General features: G+C 67.2%; 17 protein-coding genes and 1 tRNA gene. 13 read left to right on the forward strand and 5 right to left on the reverse strand.

From position 1 onward, the window contains the following. Window positions 1-70: 70 nt before the first annotated feature. The 6 genes from ACTJKQ_RS12445 to ACTJKQ_RS12470 all read left to right on the forward strand — a co-directional run bounded on the left by ACTJKQ_RS12445 (window position 71) and on the right by ACTJKQ_RS12470 (window position 3131). A complete protein-coding gene (locus ACTJKQ_RS12445; protein ID WP_099730573.1) occupies window positions 71-496 on the forward strand; it encodes an NfeD family protein in 426 nt (141 codons plus the stop codon). 41 nt (window positions 497-537) lie between these two features. Continuing rightward, window positions 538-1455, forward strand: coding sequence for an SPFH domain-containing protein (locus ACTJKQ_RS12450; protein WP_440596982.1), 918 nt, complete (start codon window positions 538-540; stop codon window positions 1453-1455). A gap of 85 nt (window positions 1456-1540) precedes the next feature. Next, a tRNA-Ser gene (locus tag ACTJKQ_RS12455) sits at window positions 1541-1630 on the forward strand. Window positions 1631-1747: 117 nt separating this feature from the next. Then, the gene (locus ACTJKQ_RS12460; protein ID WP_440596983.1) at window positions 1748-2023 is read left to right on the forward strand and encodes a hypothetical protein; all 276 of its coding nucleotides are present in this window, start codon (window positions 1748-1750) and stop codon (window positions 2021-2023) included. Window positions 2024-2420: 397 nt separating this feature from the next. Continuing rightward, entirely contained in the window at window positions 2421-2606 is a 186-nt protein-coding gene (locus tag ACTJKQ_RS12465; protein WP_056064060.1) for a hypothetical protein, read from the forward strand. Between the two features lie 147 nt (window positions 2607-2753). Then, window positions 2754-3131, forward strand: coding sequence for a hypothetical protein (locus ACTJKQ_RS12470; RefSeq protein ID WP_082565025.1), 378 nt, complete (start codon window positions 2754-2756; stop codon window positions 3129-3131). 137 nt (window positions 3132-3268) lie between these two features. Here the strand turns inward: ACTJKQ_RS12470 and ACTJKQ_RS12475 are convergent, their stop codons facing one another. The 4 genes from ACTJKQ_RS12475 to ACTJKQ_RS12490 form a co-directional block, all read right to left on the reverse strand. Further along, on the reverse strand, window positions 3269-3958 hold the full coding sequence (locus ACTJKQ_RS12475; protein ID WP_369882129.1) for a hypothetical protein: 690 nt from the start codon (window positions 3956-3958) through the stop codon (window positions 3269-3271). Then, entirely contained in the window at window positions 3955-4968 is a 1014-nt protein-coding gene (locus ACTJKQ_RS12480) for an MlaD family protein (protein ID WP_440596984.1), read from the reverse strand. The genes ACTJKQ_RS12475 and ACTJKQ_RS12480 overlap by 4 nt, the downstream gene beginning before the upstream one ends. A gap of 40 nt (window positions 4969-5008) precedes the next feature. Continuing rightward, the gene (locus ACTJKQ_RS12485; protein WP_440596985.1) at window positions 5009-5809 is read right to left on the reverse strand and encodes an MlaE family ABC transporter permease; all 801 of its coding nucleotides are present in this window, start codon (window positions 5807-5809) and stop codon (window positions 5009-5011) included. Between the two features lie 157 nt (window positions 5810-5966). Further along, window positions 5967-6431: a Cd(II)/Pb(II)-responsive transcriptional regulator gene (locus ACTJKQ_RS12490; RefSeq protein WP_056065109.1), complete on the reverse strand. Its 465-nt coding sequence runs from the start codon at window positions 6429-6431 to the stop codon at window positions 5967-5969. A gap of 73 nt (window positions 6432-6504) precedes the next feature. Between ACTJKQ_RS12490 and ACTJKQ_RS12495 the strand changes: the two genes are divergently transcribed. The 3 genes from ACTJKQ_RS12495 (at window position 6505) to ACTJKQ_RS12505 (ending at window position 8884) form a co-directional block, all read left to right on the forward strand. Then, on the forward strand, window positions 6505-7176 hold the full coding sequence (locus tag ACTJKQ_RS12495) for a cation transporter (RefSeq protein WP_440596986.1): 672 nt from the start codon (window positions 6505-6507) through the stop codon (window positions 7174-7176). 3 nt (window positions 7177-7179) lie between these two features. After that, window positions 7180-8061 carry a DUF3703 domain-containing protein gene (locus tag ACTJKQ_RS12500; protein ID WP_440596987.1) on the forward strand — a complete coding sequence of 294 codons (882 nt, stop codon included), beginning with the start codon at window positions 7180-7182 and terminating at the stop codon, window positions 8059-8061. Window positions 8062-8245: 184 nt separating this feature from the next. Continuing rightward, on the forward strand, window positions 8246-8884 hold the full coding sequence (locus ACTJKQ_RS12505; RefSeq protein WP_056746596.1) for a YitT family protein: 639 nt from the start codon (window positions 8246-8248) through the stop codon (window positions 8882-8884). A gap of 43 nt (window positions 8885-8927) precedes the next feature. Here ACTJKQ_RS12505 and ACTJKQ_RS12510 read toward each other — a convergent pair whose 3' ends face one another. Continuing rightward, window positions 8928-12452, reverse strand: a complete 3525-nt coding sequence (locus tag ACTJKQ_RS12510; protein ID WP_440596988.1) for an EAL domain-containing protein — start codon at window positions 12450-12452, stop codon at window positions 8928-8930. 228 nt (window positions 12453-12680) lie between these two features. On the opposite strand from ACTJKQ_RS12510, the gene ACTJKQ_RS12515 reads away from it, so the two are divergent. From ACTJKQ_RS12515 to ACTJKQ_RS12530, 4 genes are all read left to right on the forward strand, one after another. After that, a complete protein-coding gene (locus ACTJKQ_RS12515) occupies window positions 12681-13184 on the forward strand; it encodes a hypothetical protein (protein WP_440596989.1) in 504 nt (167 codons plus the stop codon). 104 nt (window positions 13185-13288) lie between these two features. After that, window positions 13289-13759: a hypothetical protein gene (locus ACTJKQ_RS12520; RefSeq protein ID WP_440596990.1), complete on the forward strand. Its 471-nt coding sequence runs from the start codon at window positions 13289-13291 to the stop codon at window positions 13757-13759. Next, window positions 13756-15183, forward strand: a complete 1428-nt coding sequence (locus ACTJKQ_RS12525) for a TolC family protein (protein WP_440596991.1) — start codon at window positions 13756-13758, stop codon at window positions 15181-15183. Before ACTJKQ_RS12520 ends, ACTJKQ_RS12525 begins: the two co-directional genes overlap by 4 nt. 1 nt (window position 15184) lies before the next feature. Beyond that, a complete protein-coding gene (locus ACTJKQ_RS12530; RefSeq protein ID WP_056064092.1) occupies window positions 15185-16567 on the forward strand; it encodes a multicopper oxidase family protein in 1383 nt (460 codons plus the stop codon). Window positions 16568-16577 lie beyond the last annotated feature (10 nt).

Raw genomic sequence — 16577 nt, forward strand, 5'->3', positions numbered from 1 at the left:
CGCCTTTGAACTGCCATCCTTTTGACCCAGAATGTGGTGCACTAAACACAACCACACAAGGAGGTTCTACATGGAGGCATCCACCATCTGGTGGCTGGCAGCAGGGGCCGTGGTCGTGGCAGAACTGCTCACCGGCACGTTCTATTTGCTGATGGTGGCCTTGGGGCTGGTAGCCGCCGCCCTGGCCGCCCACCTGGGCCTGGCGTCCGCAATGCAGATGGTGTCGGCCGCCATCGTCGGCGGCGGGGCCGTCGTGGCCTGCTACCTGCTGCGGAGAAAGCGCCCCGGCGATCCGTCTGCACGTGCCGACCGCAGCGTCAACATGGACGTAGGCGAAACCATCCTCATCGAAAGCTGGAGCCCCGACGGCACCACCACCGTGAAGTACCGGGGCGCCCAATGGACGGCCATGCACCGCCCCGGCGTCACCCCGTCTACTGGCATGCATCGCGTCGCCGAGCTGGTGGGCAACCGCTTGCTGGTGGACCCGCTGTAAACACCGAAGACTCCCTGTCGATCACCCAAGAAAGGCTTCCCATGGAAATTGCCATCGTCATCCTGATCATTGCCGTGATCTTCATCGCCCGCTCGGTCAAGGTCGTGCCCCAGCAAAACGCCTGGGTCAAGGAACGCCTGGGCAAATATGCGGGCACGCTGACTCCCGGGCTGAACTTTCTGATCCCCTTTGTGGACAAGGTCGCCTACAAACACAGCCTGAAGGAAATTCCGCTCGATGTGCCCAGCCAGGTCTGCATCACGCGCGACAACACGCAGCTGCAGGTGGACGGCATCCTGTACTTTCAGGTCACCGACCCCATGCGCGCCAGCTATGGGTCGAGCAACTACATCATGGCCGTGACCCAGCTGGCGCAGACCTCTCTGCGCTCGGTCATCGGCAAGCTCGAACTCGACAAGACCTTCGAAGAGCGCGACATCATCAACGCGCAGGTGGTGCAGGCCATCGACGAAGCCGCCCTGAACTGGGGTGTGAAGGTGCTGCGTTATGAAATCAAGGACCTGACCCCGCCCAAGGAAATCCTGCACGCCATGCAGGCCCAGATCACTGCGGAGCGGGAGAAGCGCGCACTGATCGCCGCCTCAGAAGGCCGCCGCCAGGAGCAGATCAACATCGCCACCGGCGAGCGCGAGGCCTTCATCGCCCGCTCCGAGGGCGAAAAACAGGCCGTCATCAACAAGGCCCAGGGCGAGGCCGAATCCATCAAGGCCGTGGCCGAAGCCAACGCCCAGGCTATCGAACGCGTGGCCGCAGCCATCCGCCAGCCCGGCGGCGAGCAGGCCGTGCAGCTCAAGGTGGCTGAAAAAGCCGTGGATGCCTACAGCCAAGTCGCGTCGGACGCCACCACCACCCTCATCGTGCCCAGCAACATGACCGAGGTTTCGGCGCTGATCGGCTCGGCGATGAAGATGGTGCAGACATCCCAAAAGACAGGCTGACAACGTGTCGGCCCACTGAAATTTTCAGGCGATACCGATCAGTGACCGGAATGCACCCAATCCTGTGGCTATAATCGAGGGCTCCGGAGAGGTGGATGAGCGGTTTAAGTCGCACGCCTGGAAAGCGTGTGTGGGCTAATCCCCACCGCGGGTTCGAATCCCGCCCTCTCCGCCACATATCAACCCAGGTGATTCCGGTCACCTGGGTTTTTTGTTGTGGGGGCTGGCTTTTTGCACACAGGACCCCGGCGCTTTGGGCTGAACATCAGCGACTTTGCGCCCCGCTCGGCGCATGGCAGTGTCTGCGACAGCCATGGCCATTCATGTCAACGACCCAGCGATTGCGGGGCTGGGGCTGACCTCCAGCGTGGTGCGCAGGAGCACACCGGGTGCAGTGCCCACACAGGACCTGCAGGCCATACAGGTCCCGGTACTGGTCGACCACCATGCCAGGGACGGCTGCAGACACTGCCAGGCCAGCGATACGCCCGCCATTCTGAGAGAGCTGGCGCGGGCGCCGGTCAAAAAGCTCATGGTGGTCCATGGCGTCGCCAACCCCCATCGGTGATGAGGGTGCTGGCCAACATTGGCGCGGCTTCATTGGCATCGAGCAGGAGGCCATTGCCCAGATCACCGCTTGGATTCAGACGCCCGAGCCCTGGTCTATGCATGCCGCGATGACCGCTGGACGGCTCCACAGGAGCCCTCTGCAATCCGTCCGCCTGGCACTCCATCCGCCTCCAACTCAAGGCCCTGAACCGGACGTCCGGACGCTTGCAGGGCGCGGAACGTTTCTGGCAGGTTTGTAAAGGCAACAGGCCGTAACAGTTGCCCATGGAGCCCTGTTATGGCACTTGTCTTACACGCGGAACTGCGGCACTTTGCTGAAATCATAGCCAGCAGCCATTGAGGTTGCACCGGGAGGTCATTGCGGCCCCCACCCCTTTTTTCAAAAGGACTTCACCATGAAACGCCATTCCTTACCGCCGGGAGCGCGCGCGTTGATAGCGTTCATCGGAACCGTGGTGCTGGCAGTGCTGGCGGCGGTGTCATTGCTGATGCCGGACGTGGCCGTGCAGTCTGTGGATTCGATGTCGCACGGGCTTACCGGGCTCGACCAGATTTTGTCCACCAGCTTTCTGGACCACTGAGTTGTGATGCGTGCAGAAGTGGCTGGCGCTGCGCTGCAGCGCGTGTGGGTCCAAACAGCAACACAGTAGCAAAAAGCATAGCATCGGAGTACCATTCGGCGCTGCACACCGGGACTTTTCGGTGGCATTCTGGAATGGAGGACGATCGTGACCACACGTTTTCGCATCTCTGCAAACCGTTTTTCCTTGATTCACTCCCCGAAATTCTGGGGTTCGATGGTGTTGCTGGCCGCTGTGGCGGGCTGTTCCAGTCCCCGCGACAACGCCTTGGACGAGTTCTCGCGCTGGTACGACGGTGCCAGGGCCCAGGCCCAGGCAGGGGCCATGAGCTGGAGCGAGCTTTACAAGCAAAGCTTTGACCGCCTGACCGCCCTGCCCCCCTCCCTGCAACAAGACACACGTCTCGAAAACACGGTGCTGCTGCTGTCTGTGGCCCGCAAGCTGGAGTCCAACGAAATCAGCCCCCAGCAGTTCGCCATGGAGCGAGACGACATCGAGACCCAGTTGCAGGCTCGCCTGCGCTGACGACGCCACCAGCAGCGGCAATGCAGCTTCTGGCGGCCTGGCTAATGGCTTGAGTGGCGGTTGCTGAAGCAACTGGGGCAGCTTTTTGCCCGCGCCACGGCTCGTTACCTGCATCCTCCCTAGCGTGGCGGCCAACGCTATCGAGACGTAGACCCCGACTGCTCCACCACCCCCACGCGACGGCGCAACGCATCGGCTGCCGCAGTGTCCCCAGCAGCCTCTGCCCTTTGCACCTGCAGCAGCAACCATGCCATCAGCGGCCTGCGCCAGCCCTGTGCCGACGCGGTATCGGTGGCTGTGGCGATGACTGCCGGGCTGGCGTGCCCCGTCTGCAACAACACGCCCGCCGCCACCAAGCGCGAAAGGGGGTCGGCAATGCCTGCCAAGGTGGCAGCGTTGCCTGCCGTGGCGACCGCACGCTGCGCCGGTGGCAATAGGGCCACGTGGCCGGCCTGCACGCGGCCCGCCAGATAGTCGGCGTAGGCCTGCTCGGGCGCAGCGGCGTCGGCGCGCAAGGCCTCAAAACGCTCGCACGGTTCGGTGACCAGACTCGCCACCTGGGCCGCGCAGCGCATCAGCTCCAGGCGCGCCAGCAGATCGAGGCGCCCCGTGCGCGCCACTTCGGCGCGGGCCCGGTCCCATTCGAGCTTCTCCACGCGCGCGTTGCCGGACAGGTAGGCCTCGATGGCCTTCTGGGACGCACCCTGGGCGTTCATCTGCCAGTCAGGCACCGGGGGTTGGCTGGAACACGCAGCCAATGCGAAGGCACAGCCGATGGACAGGAGCCGCAATGCAGCCCGCAAACGAGGTGCAGCAGAGGGGTTCATGGCAGCTTCAGCTCCGTGTCGCGTGCAAAGGGCCATTTGCGGTTGATCTCGTTGACCAGGCTTTCCACCTTGCGCAGATTGCTTTCCACCTCGGCGCGCAGCGCGCCCAGGTCCGTCGTGGCTTCGCGGGCATTGGCGCCAATGGCCTGGGCCTCCACCAGCACGGCATCCACCTTCTTGAGGCTGGTGCGGGTGTCGGACAACAAACCATTGAGCTGGGCCACGGTGGCGCGCACCTCGGGCACCAGCGCGTCCTTGTTGCCCTCGCTGCCAAACACCTGTTTGTCGGCGCGGGCGGCCATACCGTCCAGGCGCGCCAGCAGCGCGTTGGTGCGCTCCAGCGTGGCCACAATCTTCTTCGCGTCGGCTTCGTTGCCCATCAGCACGCCCAGGGCGCCGCCCGGCCCGTTCAGGCGCTCCGTGAGGGCCTTGACGTTGGTCAGGGTGTTGCCCAGCGCGGCGTCGGGCGACGTCAGGGCGTTCAGGTTGGTCAGCAGCTCGCGCGCGGTGGCCATGAGCTGCGGGATCTCCGCCGTGGCATCCCCGCGCAACACCGGCCGCACGGCGCCATCGGGCAGTGCGGGGTCGGTCAGGATGCCGGAGTACGCCCGGATGTTGGTGCCCCCCACCAGACCGCGTACCAGCGTGAACACGCTGGACTCGCGCAGCCAGTGCGCGTCCTTGCGGGGCACGTCCACCAGGATGCGGGCATTGCCCGATTCGGCCAGCTCGATGCGCCGCACGCGGCCAATGGGAAAGCCCGAGAAGGTCATGTCCATGCCCACCACCACGCCTTCGGAGTCATCGGCCGTCAGCACCAGCGTCTGCGTGGGCTCAAAAGCACCCCGCGCATACAGCAGGTACAGGCCCGAACCCACGATGAGGGCCAGGGTGAACAGCAGCAGCGCCGCAGCCTTGAGTTCCAGATAGGCCACCGGGCGCAGGGTCTCGACCGGAGGCGCGTCGGCCCCGGCGGGGCCATGCGATGGGGGAGGAGGATGGTCGTTCATGTCGTGGGTTTATGCGGGTGGGTGCGACCGGCGCGGGCCATCAGTAGTAGTTGCCCATGAGCGAGGCCACCTCGATCAGCAGCAGCACCGCAAACATGCGGGCCAGGCCGCCCAGTTCCGAGTCGGGCTGGGTGCGTTCGCCGCTGTCATACAGCCCGGCAGCCATGGGGATCAGCGCCACGGCCAGGCTGAAGAACAGGGTCTTGAGCACAAACATCATGGTCACGCTGGGCGAAAACACCTGGCCGAACATGCGCGTGTAGCTCGGCAGCCCCGCCATGTTGAAGCCGTACACCCCCAGGTACGCCAGCACCAGCGCCACCACGCAACTGAGCGCAGCCAGCGTGACGCAGGCAAACACCCCGGCAATCACGCGGGGCAGCAGTTCGATGCGCACTGGGTCGGAGCCCTGGCGGCGCAGCGCCTCGAACCGGCCCGTGAGCCGCAGGTGCGCCAGTTGCGAGCCGTTGGGAATGGTGCAGCGCATGGCCACAAACAAGGCGGCTGTGAGCGGGATGAGCTCCAGCACCAGCACGCGGATCACCATCTCCAGCGCATAGCGCGACAGCCCGTAGCTCAGCGCCGTGACCACCACAATGCGCGTGAGCACCAGGCTGATGAGCGCCGCCAGCACCGTGAAGCCCAGCAGCACCGGCGCGGTGTCCAGGTACAGGTGCCGGGCCAGCGCGCGGCGGGTGCCCTTGCCGTAGCTGGACGGCGACAACACCAGCACCAGCACCACCGCGCCCAGGTACAGGATGCGCCACCAGGCCACCGCCCAGCGCCGCGCCGTGTTCCACACACGTTCGGGCAGGGAGAGGCCGGGAAGGCGCGAGATCATGGGCGGATCATAGCGGGGGCATGCGCCAGGGCAGCCCATGGCAGGCTTCTGGAGATATTTGGGCCATTTTCGGGCGGTAGCGCTACAAACATATGCCCAAGCAGCTATTAATTAAATAGCAAACAGCACACACGCAGCCACGCCGTACAACAACTGCTCACACATGGCGCTTGCCCTGGCCGGGAGGGGCGTTGACGCCCACGGGCTGCGCGTCAGCCCGCGCATGCAGCGCTTCGATGATGTGGCAGGTGGCGTCCGCGCCATCGCAACGGCTGCGCAGCGCCTGCAGGTCGGCCTCCAGCGCCTGCAGCTCGGCCAGGCGCGTGCGCACATGCACCAGGTGTGCATCCAGCGTGTCGCAGGCGGCATGGCAGTCGGTCTTGCTGTCCCAGTCCAGCGCCAGCAAGGTCCTGACCTCGTCCAGCGACATGTCCATGGCGCGGCACAGGCGGATAAACCGCAGCTGGTGCACGTCGGCGCTGCTGTACAGGCGGTAGCTGTTATCGCCGCGCGCACCGGGCGGCAGCAGCCCCTCTTTTTCGTAGTACCGGATGTTGGCGGCCGACACGCCGGACTGCTGGGCGGCCTCGCCAATGCGGAACTGTGCAGCGTGGGGGTCCATGGGCTTGACCTTCAAGTGACTTTAAGGTTTCCAATGATGCCATCGCTTTCCAAAACCGCCAGGAGAAAACACCATGTCCGCCCATTGCCATCACGGCCACCACGACCACAGCGCCCCCGGCCACAGCCACGATGTCCCCGCCAGCGCAGACCCGCGCTACCGCCGCATCCTGTGGATTGCGCTCGTCGTCAACGCCGCCATGTTTGTGGTGGAACTGGGCGCGGGCACCCACTCGGGCTCGGCGTCGCTGCTGGCCGATGCCATCGACTTTCTGGGCGATGCGGCCAACTATGGCCTGTCGCTGTGGGTGCTGGCCATGGCGCTGACCTGGCGTGCACGCGCCGCGCTGCTCAAAGGCGCCAGCATGCTGGCGTTTGGCGTGTTCGTGATCGGCCGGGTGGCCTGGGGGGTGTGGCAAGGGGTTCCGCCCGAGCCCTTCACCATGGGTGGCGTGGGGCTGCTGGCGCTGGCGGCCAACCTGGGTGTGGCCGCCCTGCTCTACGCCTGGCGCGAGGGTGACGCCAACATGCGTGGCGTGTGGCTGTGCACCCGCAACGACGCGCTGGGCAACCTGGCCGTGATGGCGGCCGCGCTGGGGGTGCTGGGCACGGGCACGGCCTGGCCCGACCTGGCGGTGGCGGCCGTCATGGCGGGCCTGGCCATCAGCGGCGGCTGGAGCGTGATCCGCCACGCGCGGCAGGAGCTGGCCAGCACCGCCGGCGCCCCCGCAGCACACGGGCACTGATCCATGCGCGTACGCCTGTCCACTCCGCTCCATGCACCGCCCCAATGGGTGGCTGCGCAACTGCAAAGCACATCAGTGTTCCGCCACGTCACGGCGCCTCTGGTGCGGTTCAAGCGCCCTGGCGGCGCGCCCTGGCCCACCCACTGGTCTCCCGGTGATCTGCCGTTGCAGATGCGGCTGCTGGGGCTGCTGCCCATGGGCTCCCAAACCGTGCGCATCTCCATCGAGCCATCTGCCCAGGCCGGTGCCTGGCCCACGCTGCGCGACAACGGCGAGGGCACGCTGATGCGGCGCTGGGACCACCGCATCACGCTGCAGCCGCTGCCAGACGGCCGCACGCTCTATACCGACGACATCGACGTGGTCGCGCGCCACCTGCCCGGGCTGATGACGCACCTGAGCGCGGCGTTTGCCCAGGTGTTCTACCGGCACCGACAACGGCGCTGGCGCCAGCTGGCGGCGCGCCACGCTGCAGCACCCATGGCTGACCCCTTGCAGAGGGAGCGCGCATTCGACCACCTGCTGGCAGCGTTTGCGCGCGATGCCGGGGCACCGCCTGCCGCCCGCTGGCATTGGCTGGAGGCCGCGCACGTGCTGGGGCAGACCACGCTGTCCCTGCATTGGCGGTCACACAGCGCCATGCTGCGCTACGCACTGCAGTTGCGCGACCTGCGCGAGGCCGGCGGACAGGTACTGCGGCTGGCACTGGTGCCCCTGGGCCACGCGCTAGCGCGGCTGCCCATCGGCAACACGGGCCGGGCGCAGATCAGTGCGCTGGCGCCCATGGCGCCGCAGCCGCACATCACGCAGCTGATCGACGGTGCGTTGACAGCTGCCAGCCTATCGGCCACCCAATTTCAGCCAAAACCCGATGCTAGCGCTTGAATCATATGCGCCGGCAGCTATCAAATCAGGAGTGATCGGTTGACCGGCGCGATGGCAAGCTGGCACCCGGAAGTTGACGCACGACAAGCCCGGCATGGGGCTTGCATGGTCCAATCCCATGCCTGTGCGCCGCCCTCTGCCCCGGGGGCCGCGAGCACAGCCTTCATCCCTTTGCCCTTTGCCCATGCCATCCCGCTCCCCTGCCGCCCCCACAGCCCCCGCCCCGCTGGTCGTGCCCCACAGCCTGACGGAAGACGCCGTGGCCATCTTCACCGGGGTGCTTCTGATCTCGGTGGGGGTGGCGTTTTTCACCAGCGCGGGGTTGCTCACGGGTGGCACGGCGGGGCTGGCGTTTTTGCTGCACTACGCCACGGGAATCGGCTTTGGCAAGATCTTCTTTGTGCTCAACCTGCCGTTTTACTGGCTGGCGCTGCGCAAGCTGGGCCGGGCCTTCACCGTCAAGACTTTCATCGCGGTGCTGCTGTTGTCACTGCTGACCGAGCTGCAGTCGCAACTGCTGCAGTTCGCGCAGTTGCAGCCGCTGTATGCCGCCATTGCGGGCGGGCTGATCACGGGCACGGGGTTTCTGGTGCTGTTCCGCCATCGCTGCAGCCTGGGCGGCGTGGGCATTGCGGCGCTGTACCTGCAGGACCGCTACGGCTGGCGCGCAGGCAAGGTGCAGATGGCGGTGGACTGCTGCATCGTGCTGCTGGCCCTGTGGACGGTGGAGCCCGTGCGCGTGGCCTGGTCGATTGCGGGCGCCGTGGCGCTCAACCTGGTGCTGGCCATGAACCACCGGCCGGGCCGCTACATGGCGGTGTAGGCCCCGGCCAAGGGCGGTTGAGCGCCCTGCAGAGACACACCTTCTACGTGGACACCTGCCAGCCCAGCCCACTGTGCAGCCGGTGCTCCAGCACCTCGATGGGCACCGGGCGGCTGAACAGGTAGCCCTGCCACAGCGTGCAGCCGTGGCGCTCCAGAAACGCGCGCTGCGCCTCGGTCTCCACCCCCTCGGCAATCACGTCGATGCCCAGGCTCTGCGCCATGCCGATGATGGTCTGCACGATGAGCGCGTCGGTGTGCTGGATGCCAATGTTGCGCACAAAGCTCTGGTCGATCTTGAGCTGGTCCAGCGGCAGCCGCGTGAGGTACGACAGCGACGACTGGCCGGTGCCGAAGTCGTCCATCGAAAAGCGCAGGCCCAGCGCGCGCAGTGCATTCATCTTGGCGATGGTGTCGTCCACGTTGTCCAGCGCCAGACTCTCGGTCAGCTCCAGCTTCAGGCGGTCGGGCCGCGCGCCGGTCTGCCGCAGCACGGCCACCACCTGCTCCATGAAGTCGGCCTGGCGGAACTGGCGGGCGCTTACGTTCACCGCCAGTTGCAGGTCGGCCGTGGCAGGGTGGTCCTGCCAGCGGCGCAGCTGGCTGCAGGCGGTCTGAAGCACCCACAGGCCGATGGGCAGGATCAGCCCGGTCTCTTCGGCCAGCGGGATGAACTCGAACGGCGGCACCATGCCGCGCGCCGGGTGGTTCCAGCGGATCAGCACCTCGGCCCCCACCACATGCTTGCCGCAACCCACCTGCACCTGGTAGTGCAGTGTGAACTGGCCCTGTTCCAGGGCCGTGCGCAGGTCATTCTCCAGCGCCGCGCGGGCAGTGACGGCGGCCTGCATGCGCGGGTCAAAAAAGCGGATGCCATTGCGCCCGGCGGTCTTGGCGGCATACATGGCCAGGTCGGCGTGCTTGACCACATCTTCCACCGTCTGCGCCTGGCCGCTGAACAGCACGGCGCCCACACTGGTGGTGCTGTGCACATGGTGTGATGCGAGCTGGTAGGGCTGGTTGAGCGCGGCCAGAATCTTTTCGCCCACCATCTGCGCCTGCTCGGCAGCGTCGGTGGCGAGGGCGCCCAGGTCTTCCAGCAGCACCAGAAACTCGTCACCACCCAGCCGCGCGACGGTGTCACCTTCACGCACACAGGCCGTCAACCGCTGGGCCACCTGCTGCAGCAGCACATCGCCCATGTCGTGGCCCAGGGTGTCGTTCAGGGTCTTGAAGTGGTCCAGGTCCAGGCACAGCAGCGCCCCTTGCAGGCCAGCGCGCGCACTGGTGGCAAACGCCTGCTGCAGGCGGTCCATCATCAGGCGGCGGTTGGGCAGGTGGGTGAGCGGGTCGTAGAACGCCAGGTGCTCGATCTCCCGCGCCGCAGCCGCGCTCTGGGTGATGTCATTGAGGGTGGCGACATAGTGCGTCAGCACCCCGTGCTGGTCCGTCACGGCGGTGATGGCCATGAAGTGCAGGTTCACCTCGCCGCTCTTGCAGCGGTTCCACAGCTCGCCCTTCCACTCGCCAGTGCTGGCCAGGCTGGCCCACATGGCATCAAAAAATGCCTTGTCATGGTGGCCCGAGGCCAGCAGGCTGGTGCGGCGGCCCACCACCTCGTCGGCGCCGTAGCCGGTGATGCGGCTGAAGGCGCGGTTGGTGCGCAGGATGAGGGTGTCCGCGTCGGTGACGATCATGCCCTCCTGCGACTCGAACGCAATGGCGGCAATGCGCAGCTCGTTCTCGTCGCGCTTGCGGGCGGAGATGTCCTTGCCCACGCCCCGATAGCCACAAAACACACCGTCGTCATCAAACACGGGCGTGCCGCTGATGGACACCCAGTACGAGCAGCCCTGCTGGTCGCGGCGCTCGAACTCGAAGTCGCGGAACTCCTGGTGGCGCTCCAGCAGCGCGCGGTGTTCTTCCCACAGCGCGTCGCTCATGCCCGGTGCGGCCAGCTCCCAGCGCGTCTTGCCCATGTGCAGCGCGGCCTCCTGCACCAGCCGGTCATCGGCCCGGCCTTCGACATGCGTGAGGCGAAACTGCGCGTCCTGCTCCCAGTACCAGTCGGACGACAACGCGGTGAGGGTGCGAAAACGCGCCTCGTTGTCCTCCAGCTTGCGGCGCACGCGGTAGGACTCGCTCACGTCGCTGAACACCAGCACCACCCCCACGATCTGCCCCTGGGAGTTGCGAATGGGAGCGGCGCTATCGGCAATGTGGTACTCGGCGCCATGCCGGGCCTGCAGCGTGGTGTGGTTGCTCAATGCCACCACCTGGCCCCGGTCCATCACCAGCTGTACCGGGTCCACCTGCGGCTCGCGGGTACCGGTGTTGATGATGCGGAACACCTCGGGCAACGGCTGGCCCATGGCCTGTGCCAACGGCCAGCCTGTCAGGCGCTCGGCCACCACATTCATGCGGGTGATGCGGCCCTGCGCATCGGTGGCGATCACGCCATCGCCGATGGAAAGCAGCGTGATGGCCAGGTTTTCTTCGCTCTGGCGCAGTTCGGCCTCGGCTTTCTGTCGCGTCAGGGCCATGCGGTCAAACCGGCGGCCCAGCTCGGTCAGCTCCTGCAGGCCCGTGGCGGGAACGCGCGATACATAGCGCCCCTCGGCCAGCTCGTCCGTGGCGTGCATCAGGCGCCTCAGGGGCCGCATCACGCCGCGCCGCACGCCCACTTGCGCCACGACAAATGACAGCACCAGGCCGCCCAGCAAGAACGCCATCTCGGTCCACATGCGGCTGTTGGCCGCGGCGTACAGGTTGTCCAGCGGCACGGCCAGGCTCATGGTGGCCACCGGTTTGCCGCCTGCCTCGATCAGCGGCTGGAACACCACCAGCTCGGGCGCGCCATCAGGGCGGTACCGCTGGCGCTGCCCCTGGGGCGTTTGCAGCACCAGGGCGCGGAACTCGGCATCGGCAAACGGTGCCCCCAGCTCGCTGGCGTCGGGGGGATAACGCGCCAGCACGCGCCCCTCAGGGTCGGACACCCGGGCCACCGCGCCGTCCGGCAGCCCCAGGTCGGTGAGCCGCCGGCTCCACCACTCCAGCGACACCACCGCCACGGCGGCCGCCACCACCTCCTGCGTGCCGGGCGGTATCACCGGGTAGGCAAAATTGACACTGGCCACCTGGGCGGCACGGTCCACCTGGAAGCTGCCCACCGCAAAGTCCCGCCCCGAAATCGTCTGCTGAAAATATGGGCGGTTGGCGACGTTGACAGGCGCCTTGAGCGGACGCGCATTGCACAGCAGCTCGCCGTCCGCCCGTGGCACGCCAATGTTGACGTAGGTGGCATTGAGCGACAGCACTTCGGCCAGGTAACGCCCACACTGGGACGCTGAAGGGTCGTGCACCTGCGGCATGGCGGCCAACTGCTGCAGAAACTGGCGGGTGTTCTGGATCAGCCGCTGCTGGGTGCCAGCCACCGACTGCAGGGTCTGCAGCGCGCGCTCTTCGGCCGCAGCAATCGCGTCTGTGCGGTGGGCCCGTGCCTGGTACACCACCAGCAGCACCGCTGGCAGCGTGGCCCACAGCACCAGCCAGCGAATCCGCGCGGACAAGGTGCTCCACATTCCAGCGACCCATGAGGGCATACCGACCTTTCTGTGCAAGAGAAAGAACGCTTGAGCACATATCTGCCGACAGCCGCAGGCAAGCGGGCAGACATGTTTCGTCACATGTTACTGCCCATGGTCGGAAAAGGCATTCACGATTTGCGCAGGGTTGCCCGTAGGGCCAGAAAGTGGTTACCTGCGGAACCTTGAGCGGCTCCGCCGTATCATTGAAGGATGCGTCGCGGCTTTTTCTTCCTGCTGATGGTGGTGCTGGTCCTTCGGGGCCTGACGGGCACGGCCATGGCGGCGGGCATTGTGGCTCCGCTGCTTCCTGCAGGCGCCGCACAGCACACCGAGGCCCATCAGCCTACGGCGGAAGGCATGGCCCACGACCAGGGCCATTCCCACGATCATTCCGCAACCCTGGCGCAGGCCGAGGGCGTGGCACCCGCCGACGCCCACGCCCACCATGGCGCCCCGGCCGCTGAGCCCGGCATCGACCACACTGCCAGCCACTCTGCGGCCTGCCAGAACCCCGATGCGGGCTGCAAATCGGGCGACGACCACGACCACCACAGCGCCAGCTGCTCGGCCTGCGAAATCTGCCACTCGGCCATGCTGGGCCTGCCCGCATCGCTGACCCCCGCCCCCCTGCCCGCCGGAGCCTTGCTGCCCCTGGCCTCTGCGCAGTTTGACAGCGCCCCTGCGGCGCTGGCCATCAAACCACCCATCGCCTGATCTCCGACGCCCGAAGTGCGTCTGCCATAGCCTGATGGCCCCTGAGTAACAGGGTTCGTCGGGCGGCAGTGCACTGTTTTTTCGTTCGTTGTCTGGAGATCGCCATGCGCGCCCCTGCCATTTTTCTCTCCTTGCCGTCGCCCGGGCCATCGTGGCTGATGCGACTGGCTTGTCTTGCCCTGTTGTCGCCCTTGCTGGCGCAAGCCCAGGGCCCATCTGCACCCGACGCTACCCGCGCCGATGCGCCCACGGCCCCCCTGCCGTACACGGCCATGCCGCCGCAGCCCCCGCTGGTGGACGCCTTGCCCACACCCCAGGCCTGGCGGCAGGCGCACGAGGCCGTGGGCGCGTTCCCGCGCGGCCATGCGGACATCGTGGCCTGGGAGGCGCAAAAAGGCTCGGCACCTTCTCCCACGCCCGCAGCCTCCACGGCTGCTCCCATGCCACACCATCCCCAGGGCATGCAGCACGGCATGCCGCATGGGAAGCAGCACGGCACACGCCATGAAATGCATCACGGAAGCCCAGGGAGTGCCCACCCCGCCCACCACCCCGAGCAGAAGGGCAAGCCATGATCAGCACCCATCGCCTCTCCATACTGGCTGCCGCCACCCTGCTGGCGGGCTGCGCCAGCGTGTCGCCCGACGGCCTGCGCAGTGATGTCGCGGCCCTCACTGCGGGCCGTACTGCCGGGGTGCCCCAGGCGGCCTTGCCCGCCACAGACCCGAGCGCTCGCGCAAAGGCCCAGCAGTCCGTCGACAGCTGGCTCGCACAACCCCTGACACAAGACGCCGCCGTGCGCATTGCCCTGCTCAACAACCCCGGCCTGCAAGCCCGGCTGGCCGCGCTGGGCGTGGCCGATGCCGAGCGGGTGCAGGCCATCACGCTGCCCAACCCGCACCTGACCCTGGGGCGTTTCACCAACAGCCAGGAGCGTGAGATCGAACGCACCCTGGCCTTTGGCCTGATGGACCTCATCACCCTACCCTGGCGCACCCAGCGCGAGGCCGAACGCCTGCAGATTGCCACGCTGCAGGCCGCGCAGGATGTGGTGCAACTGGCCGCAGACACCCGCCGCGCCTGGCTGCGGGCGGTGGCCGCTGAGCAGGTGGCCACCACGCACGACCGCATGGTGGAAGCCGCCGGGGCCGGGGCCGAGCTGGCGCACCGCATGGCGCAGGTGGGCAACTGGAGCCGCCTGCAACAAGCCCGCGAACAGGCCGTGCTGCACGAGGCCACCCGCCAGCGTGCCCGCGCCCGCCTGGCCGCCGCCACCGAGCGTGAGCAGCTCAACCGCCGCATGGGCCTGTGGGGGCAGCAAACCCAATACCAGCTGGCCCAGCAGCTGCCGCCCCTGCCCACCACCGCCTTACCCGCCGATGGCATCGAAGCCACGGCGCTGCGCGAGCGGCTGGACGTGCAAGCCGCCCGCCGCCAGCTGGACACCCAGGCCACGCGCCAGGGCTGGAGCCGTGCGGGCGCCGTGTTTGGTGACATTGGGCTGGCATACAGCCGCAACACCGCGACCGAACGCGACACCGGCCGCAGCGACACCAAGCGCGGCTGGGAGATCGAGCTGCCCCTGCCCCTGTTCGACTGGGGTGGTGCAGCCCGCACCCGCGCCCAGGCCGAGGTGGAGCAAAGCGCAGCCCAGCTGCAAGACACCGCCGTGCGCGCCCGCAGCGAGGTGCGCGCCGCCTGGCTCACCTACCGCACGGCCCTCGACCTGGCGCGCCAGCAGCAGGCTGAAGTGGTGCCCCTGCGCCAGCTCATCGCCGACGAGACCACGCTGCGCTACAACGGCATGCTGGCCAGCGTGTGGGACATGCTGGCCGAAGCGCGCAACAGCACGCAGGCCGTGGCCAACGCCATCGAAGCGCAGCGCGACTTCTGGCTGGCCGAGACCGACCTGCAACTGGCGCTGACCGGCACCTCGCCCGGCGCACTGCAGGGCCTCACCTCCGGCGCCGCAGCCTCCACCACCCCACAAGGCCACTGACATGAACCGCCGCAATTTCTTTTCTGGCGCCGCCACGGCCGTGGCCGCAGCCTCCGTCAGCCGCGTGGCCCTGGCCGCGCTGCCCGAGCCCGCCACACAGTCCAGCGCCGACACCGCGCCACCGCTGCACCCGCCCACCGGCCGCCCCTACAACCCCGTGGTCACCCTGAACGGCTGGACCGCCCCCTGGCGCATGAACGCGGGCGTCAAGGAGTTCCACCTGGTGGCCGAGCCCGTGGTGCGTGAGGTGGCGCCCGGCTTCATGGTCAACATGTGGGGCTACAACGGCCAGAGCCCCGGCCCCACCATCGAGGTGGTCGAAGGCGATCGCGTGCGCATCTTCGTCACCAACCGCCTGCCAGAGCACACCACCATCCACTGGCACGGCCAGCGCCTGCCCAACGGCATGGACGGCGTCGGCGGCCTCACCCAGCCCGCCATCCAGCCCGGCAAGACCTTCGTGTACGAGTTTGTGGCGCGCCGCCCCGGCACCTTCATGTACCACCCGCATGCCGACGAGATGGTGCAGATGGCCATGGGCATGATGGGCCTGTGGATCACCCACCCGAAGGGCAGCCACCCGCAGATCGCCAAGGTGCAGCGCGACTACGCGTTTTTGCTCAACGCCTTTGACGTGGAGCCCGGCAGCATGACCCCCAAGGTCAACACCATGCTGGACCACAACATCTGGTGCTGGAACAGCCGCGTGTTCCCCGCCATCAGCCCGCTGGTGGCGCGCCAGGGCGAGCGCGTGCGCATCCGCGTGGGCAACCTCACCATGACCAACCACCCTATCCACCTGCACGGGCACGAGTTTGAAGTGACCGGTACCGACGGCGGTCCTGTGCCCAAAAGCGCGCGCTGGCCCGAAGTGACCACCGACGTGGCGGTGGGCCAGATGCGGCAGGTGGAGTTCATTGCCGACGAACCCGGCGACTGGGCCCTGCACTGCCACAAGAGCCACCACACCATGGGCGCCATGGGGCACGCCGTGCCTACCATGATCGGCGTGGACCACCGGGGCCTGGTCGGCAAGATCCAGAAGATCGTGCCCGACTACATGGTGATGGGCGAGCGCGGCATGGCCGACATGGGCTCCATGGAGATGCCGCTGCCCGACAACACCTTCCCGATGATGACGGGCACCGGCCCCTTCGGCCCGCTGGAGATGGGCGGCATGTTCACCACCCTGAAGGTGCGCGCCGACCAACCCGCAGGCAGCTATGCCGACCCCGGCGACTTCAGGCAGCCACGTGGCACCCAGGCCTTTGAATGGCAAGGCGCCCCGGCCGCCACACCACGCCCTGCACGCACCGACACCCCAGGCACCGCCCCAGGCGCGGCCAATGCACGCAAGCCCGCTGCCAGCGGCCACCAACATTGATGCCAACGAT

Source organism: Acidovorax sp. 22279 (assembly GCF_052045435.1).
GTDB classification, from domain to species: domain Bacteria; phylum Pseudomonadota; class Gammaproteobacteria; order Burkholderiales; family Burkholderiaceae_C; genus Acidovorax; species Acidovorax delafieldii.

Excerpts from the sequence above, each read along its gene's own strand:
- ACTJKQ_RS12490 (WP_056065109.1), bottom strand. The coding sequence starts at position 6,431 with ATGGACCCCCACGCTGCACAGTTCCGCATTGGCGAGGCCGCCCAGCAG.
- ACTJKQ_RS12480 (WP_440596984.1), bottom strand. The coding sequence starts at position 4,968 with ATGAACGACCATCCTCCTCCCCCATCGCATGGCCCCGCCGGGGCCGAC.
- ACTJKQ_RS12500 (WP_440596987.1), top strand. The coding sequence starts at position 7,180 with ATGCGCGTACGCCTGTCCACTCCGCTCCATGCACCGCCCCAATGGGTG.
- ACTJKQ_RS12445 (WP_099730573.1), top strand. The coding sequence starts at position 71 with ATGGAGGCATCCACCATCTGGTGGCTGGCAGCAGGGGCCGTGGTCGTG.
- ACTJKQ_RS12520 (WP_440596990.1), top strand. The coding sequence starts at position 13,289 with ATGCGCGCCCCTGCCATTTTTCTCTCCTTGCCGTCGCCCGGGCCATCG.
- ACTJKQ_RS12495 (WP_440596986.1), top strand. The coding sequence starts at position 6,505 with ATGTCCGCCCATTGCCATCACGGCCACCACGACCACAGCGCCCCCGGC.
- ACTJKQ_RS12485 (WP_440596985.1), bottom strand. The coding sequence starts at position 5,809 with ATGATCTCGCGCCTTCCCGGCCTCTCCCTGCCCGAACGTGTGTGGAAC.
- ACTJKQ_RS12525 (WP_440596991.1), top strand. The coding sequence starts at position 13,756 with ATGATCAGCACCCATCGCCTCTCCATACTGGCTGCCGCCACCCTGCTG.
- ACTJKQ_RS12515 (WP_440596989.1), top strand. The coding sequence starts at position 12,681 with ATGCGTCGCGGCTTTTTCTTCCTGCTGATGGTGGTGCTGGTCCTTCGG.
- ACTJKQ_RS12475 (WP_369882129.1), bottom strand. The coding sequence starts at position 3,958 with ATGAACCCCTCTGCTGCACCTCGTTTGCGGGCTGCATTGCGGCTCCTG.
- ACTJKQ_RS12505 (WP_056746596.1), top strand. The coding sequence starts at position 8,246 with ATGCCATCCCGCTCCCCTGCCGCCCCCACAGCCCCCGCCCCGCTGGTC.
- ACTJKQ_RS12450 (WP_440596982.1), top strand. The coding sequence starts at position 538 with ATGGAAATTGCCATCGTCATCCTGATCATTGCCGTGATCTTCATCGCC.
- ACTJKQ_RS12530 (WP_056064092.1), top strand. The coding sequence starts at position 15,185 with ATGAACCGCCGCAATTTCTTTTCTGGCGCCGCCACGGCCGTGGCCGCA.
- ACTJKQ_RS12460 (WP_440596983.1), top strand. The coding sequence starts at position 1,748 with ATGGCAGTGTCTGCGACAGCCATGGCCATTCATGTCAACGACCCAGCG.
- ACTJKQ_RS12465 (WP_056064060.1), top strand. The coding sequence starts at position 2,421 with ATGAAACGCCATTCCTTACCGCCGGGAGCGCGCGCGTTGATAGCGTTC.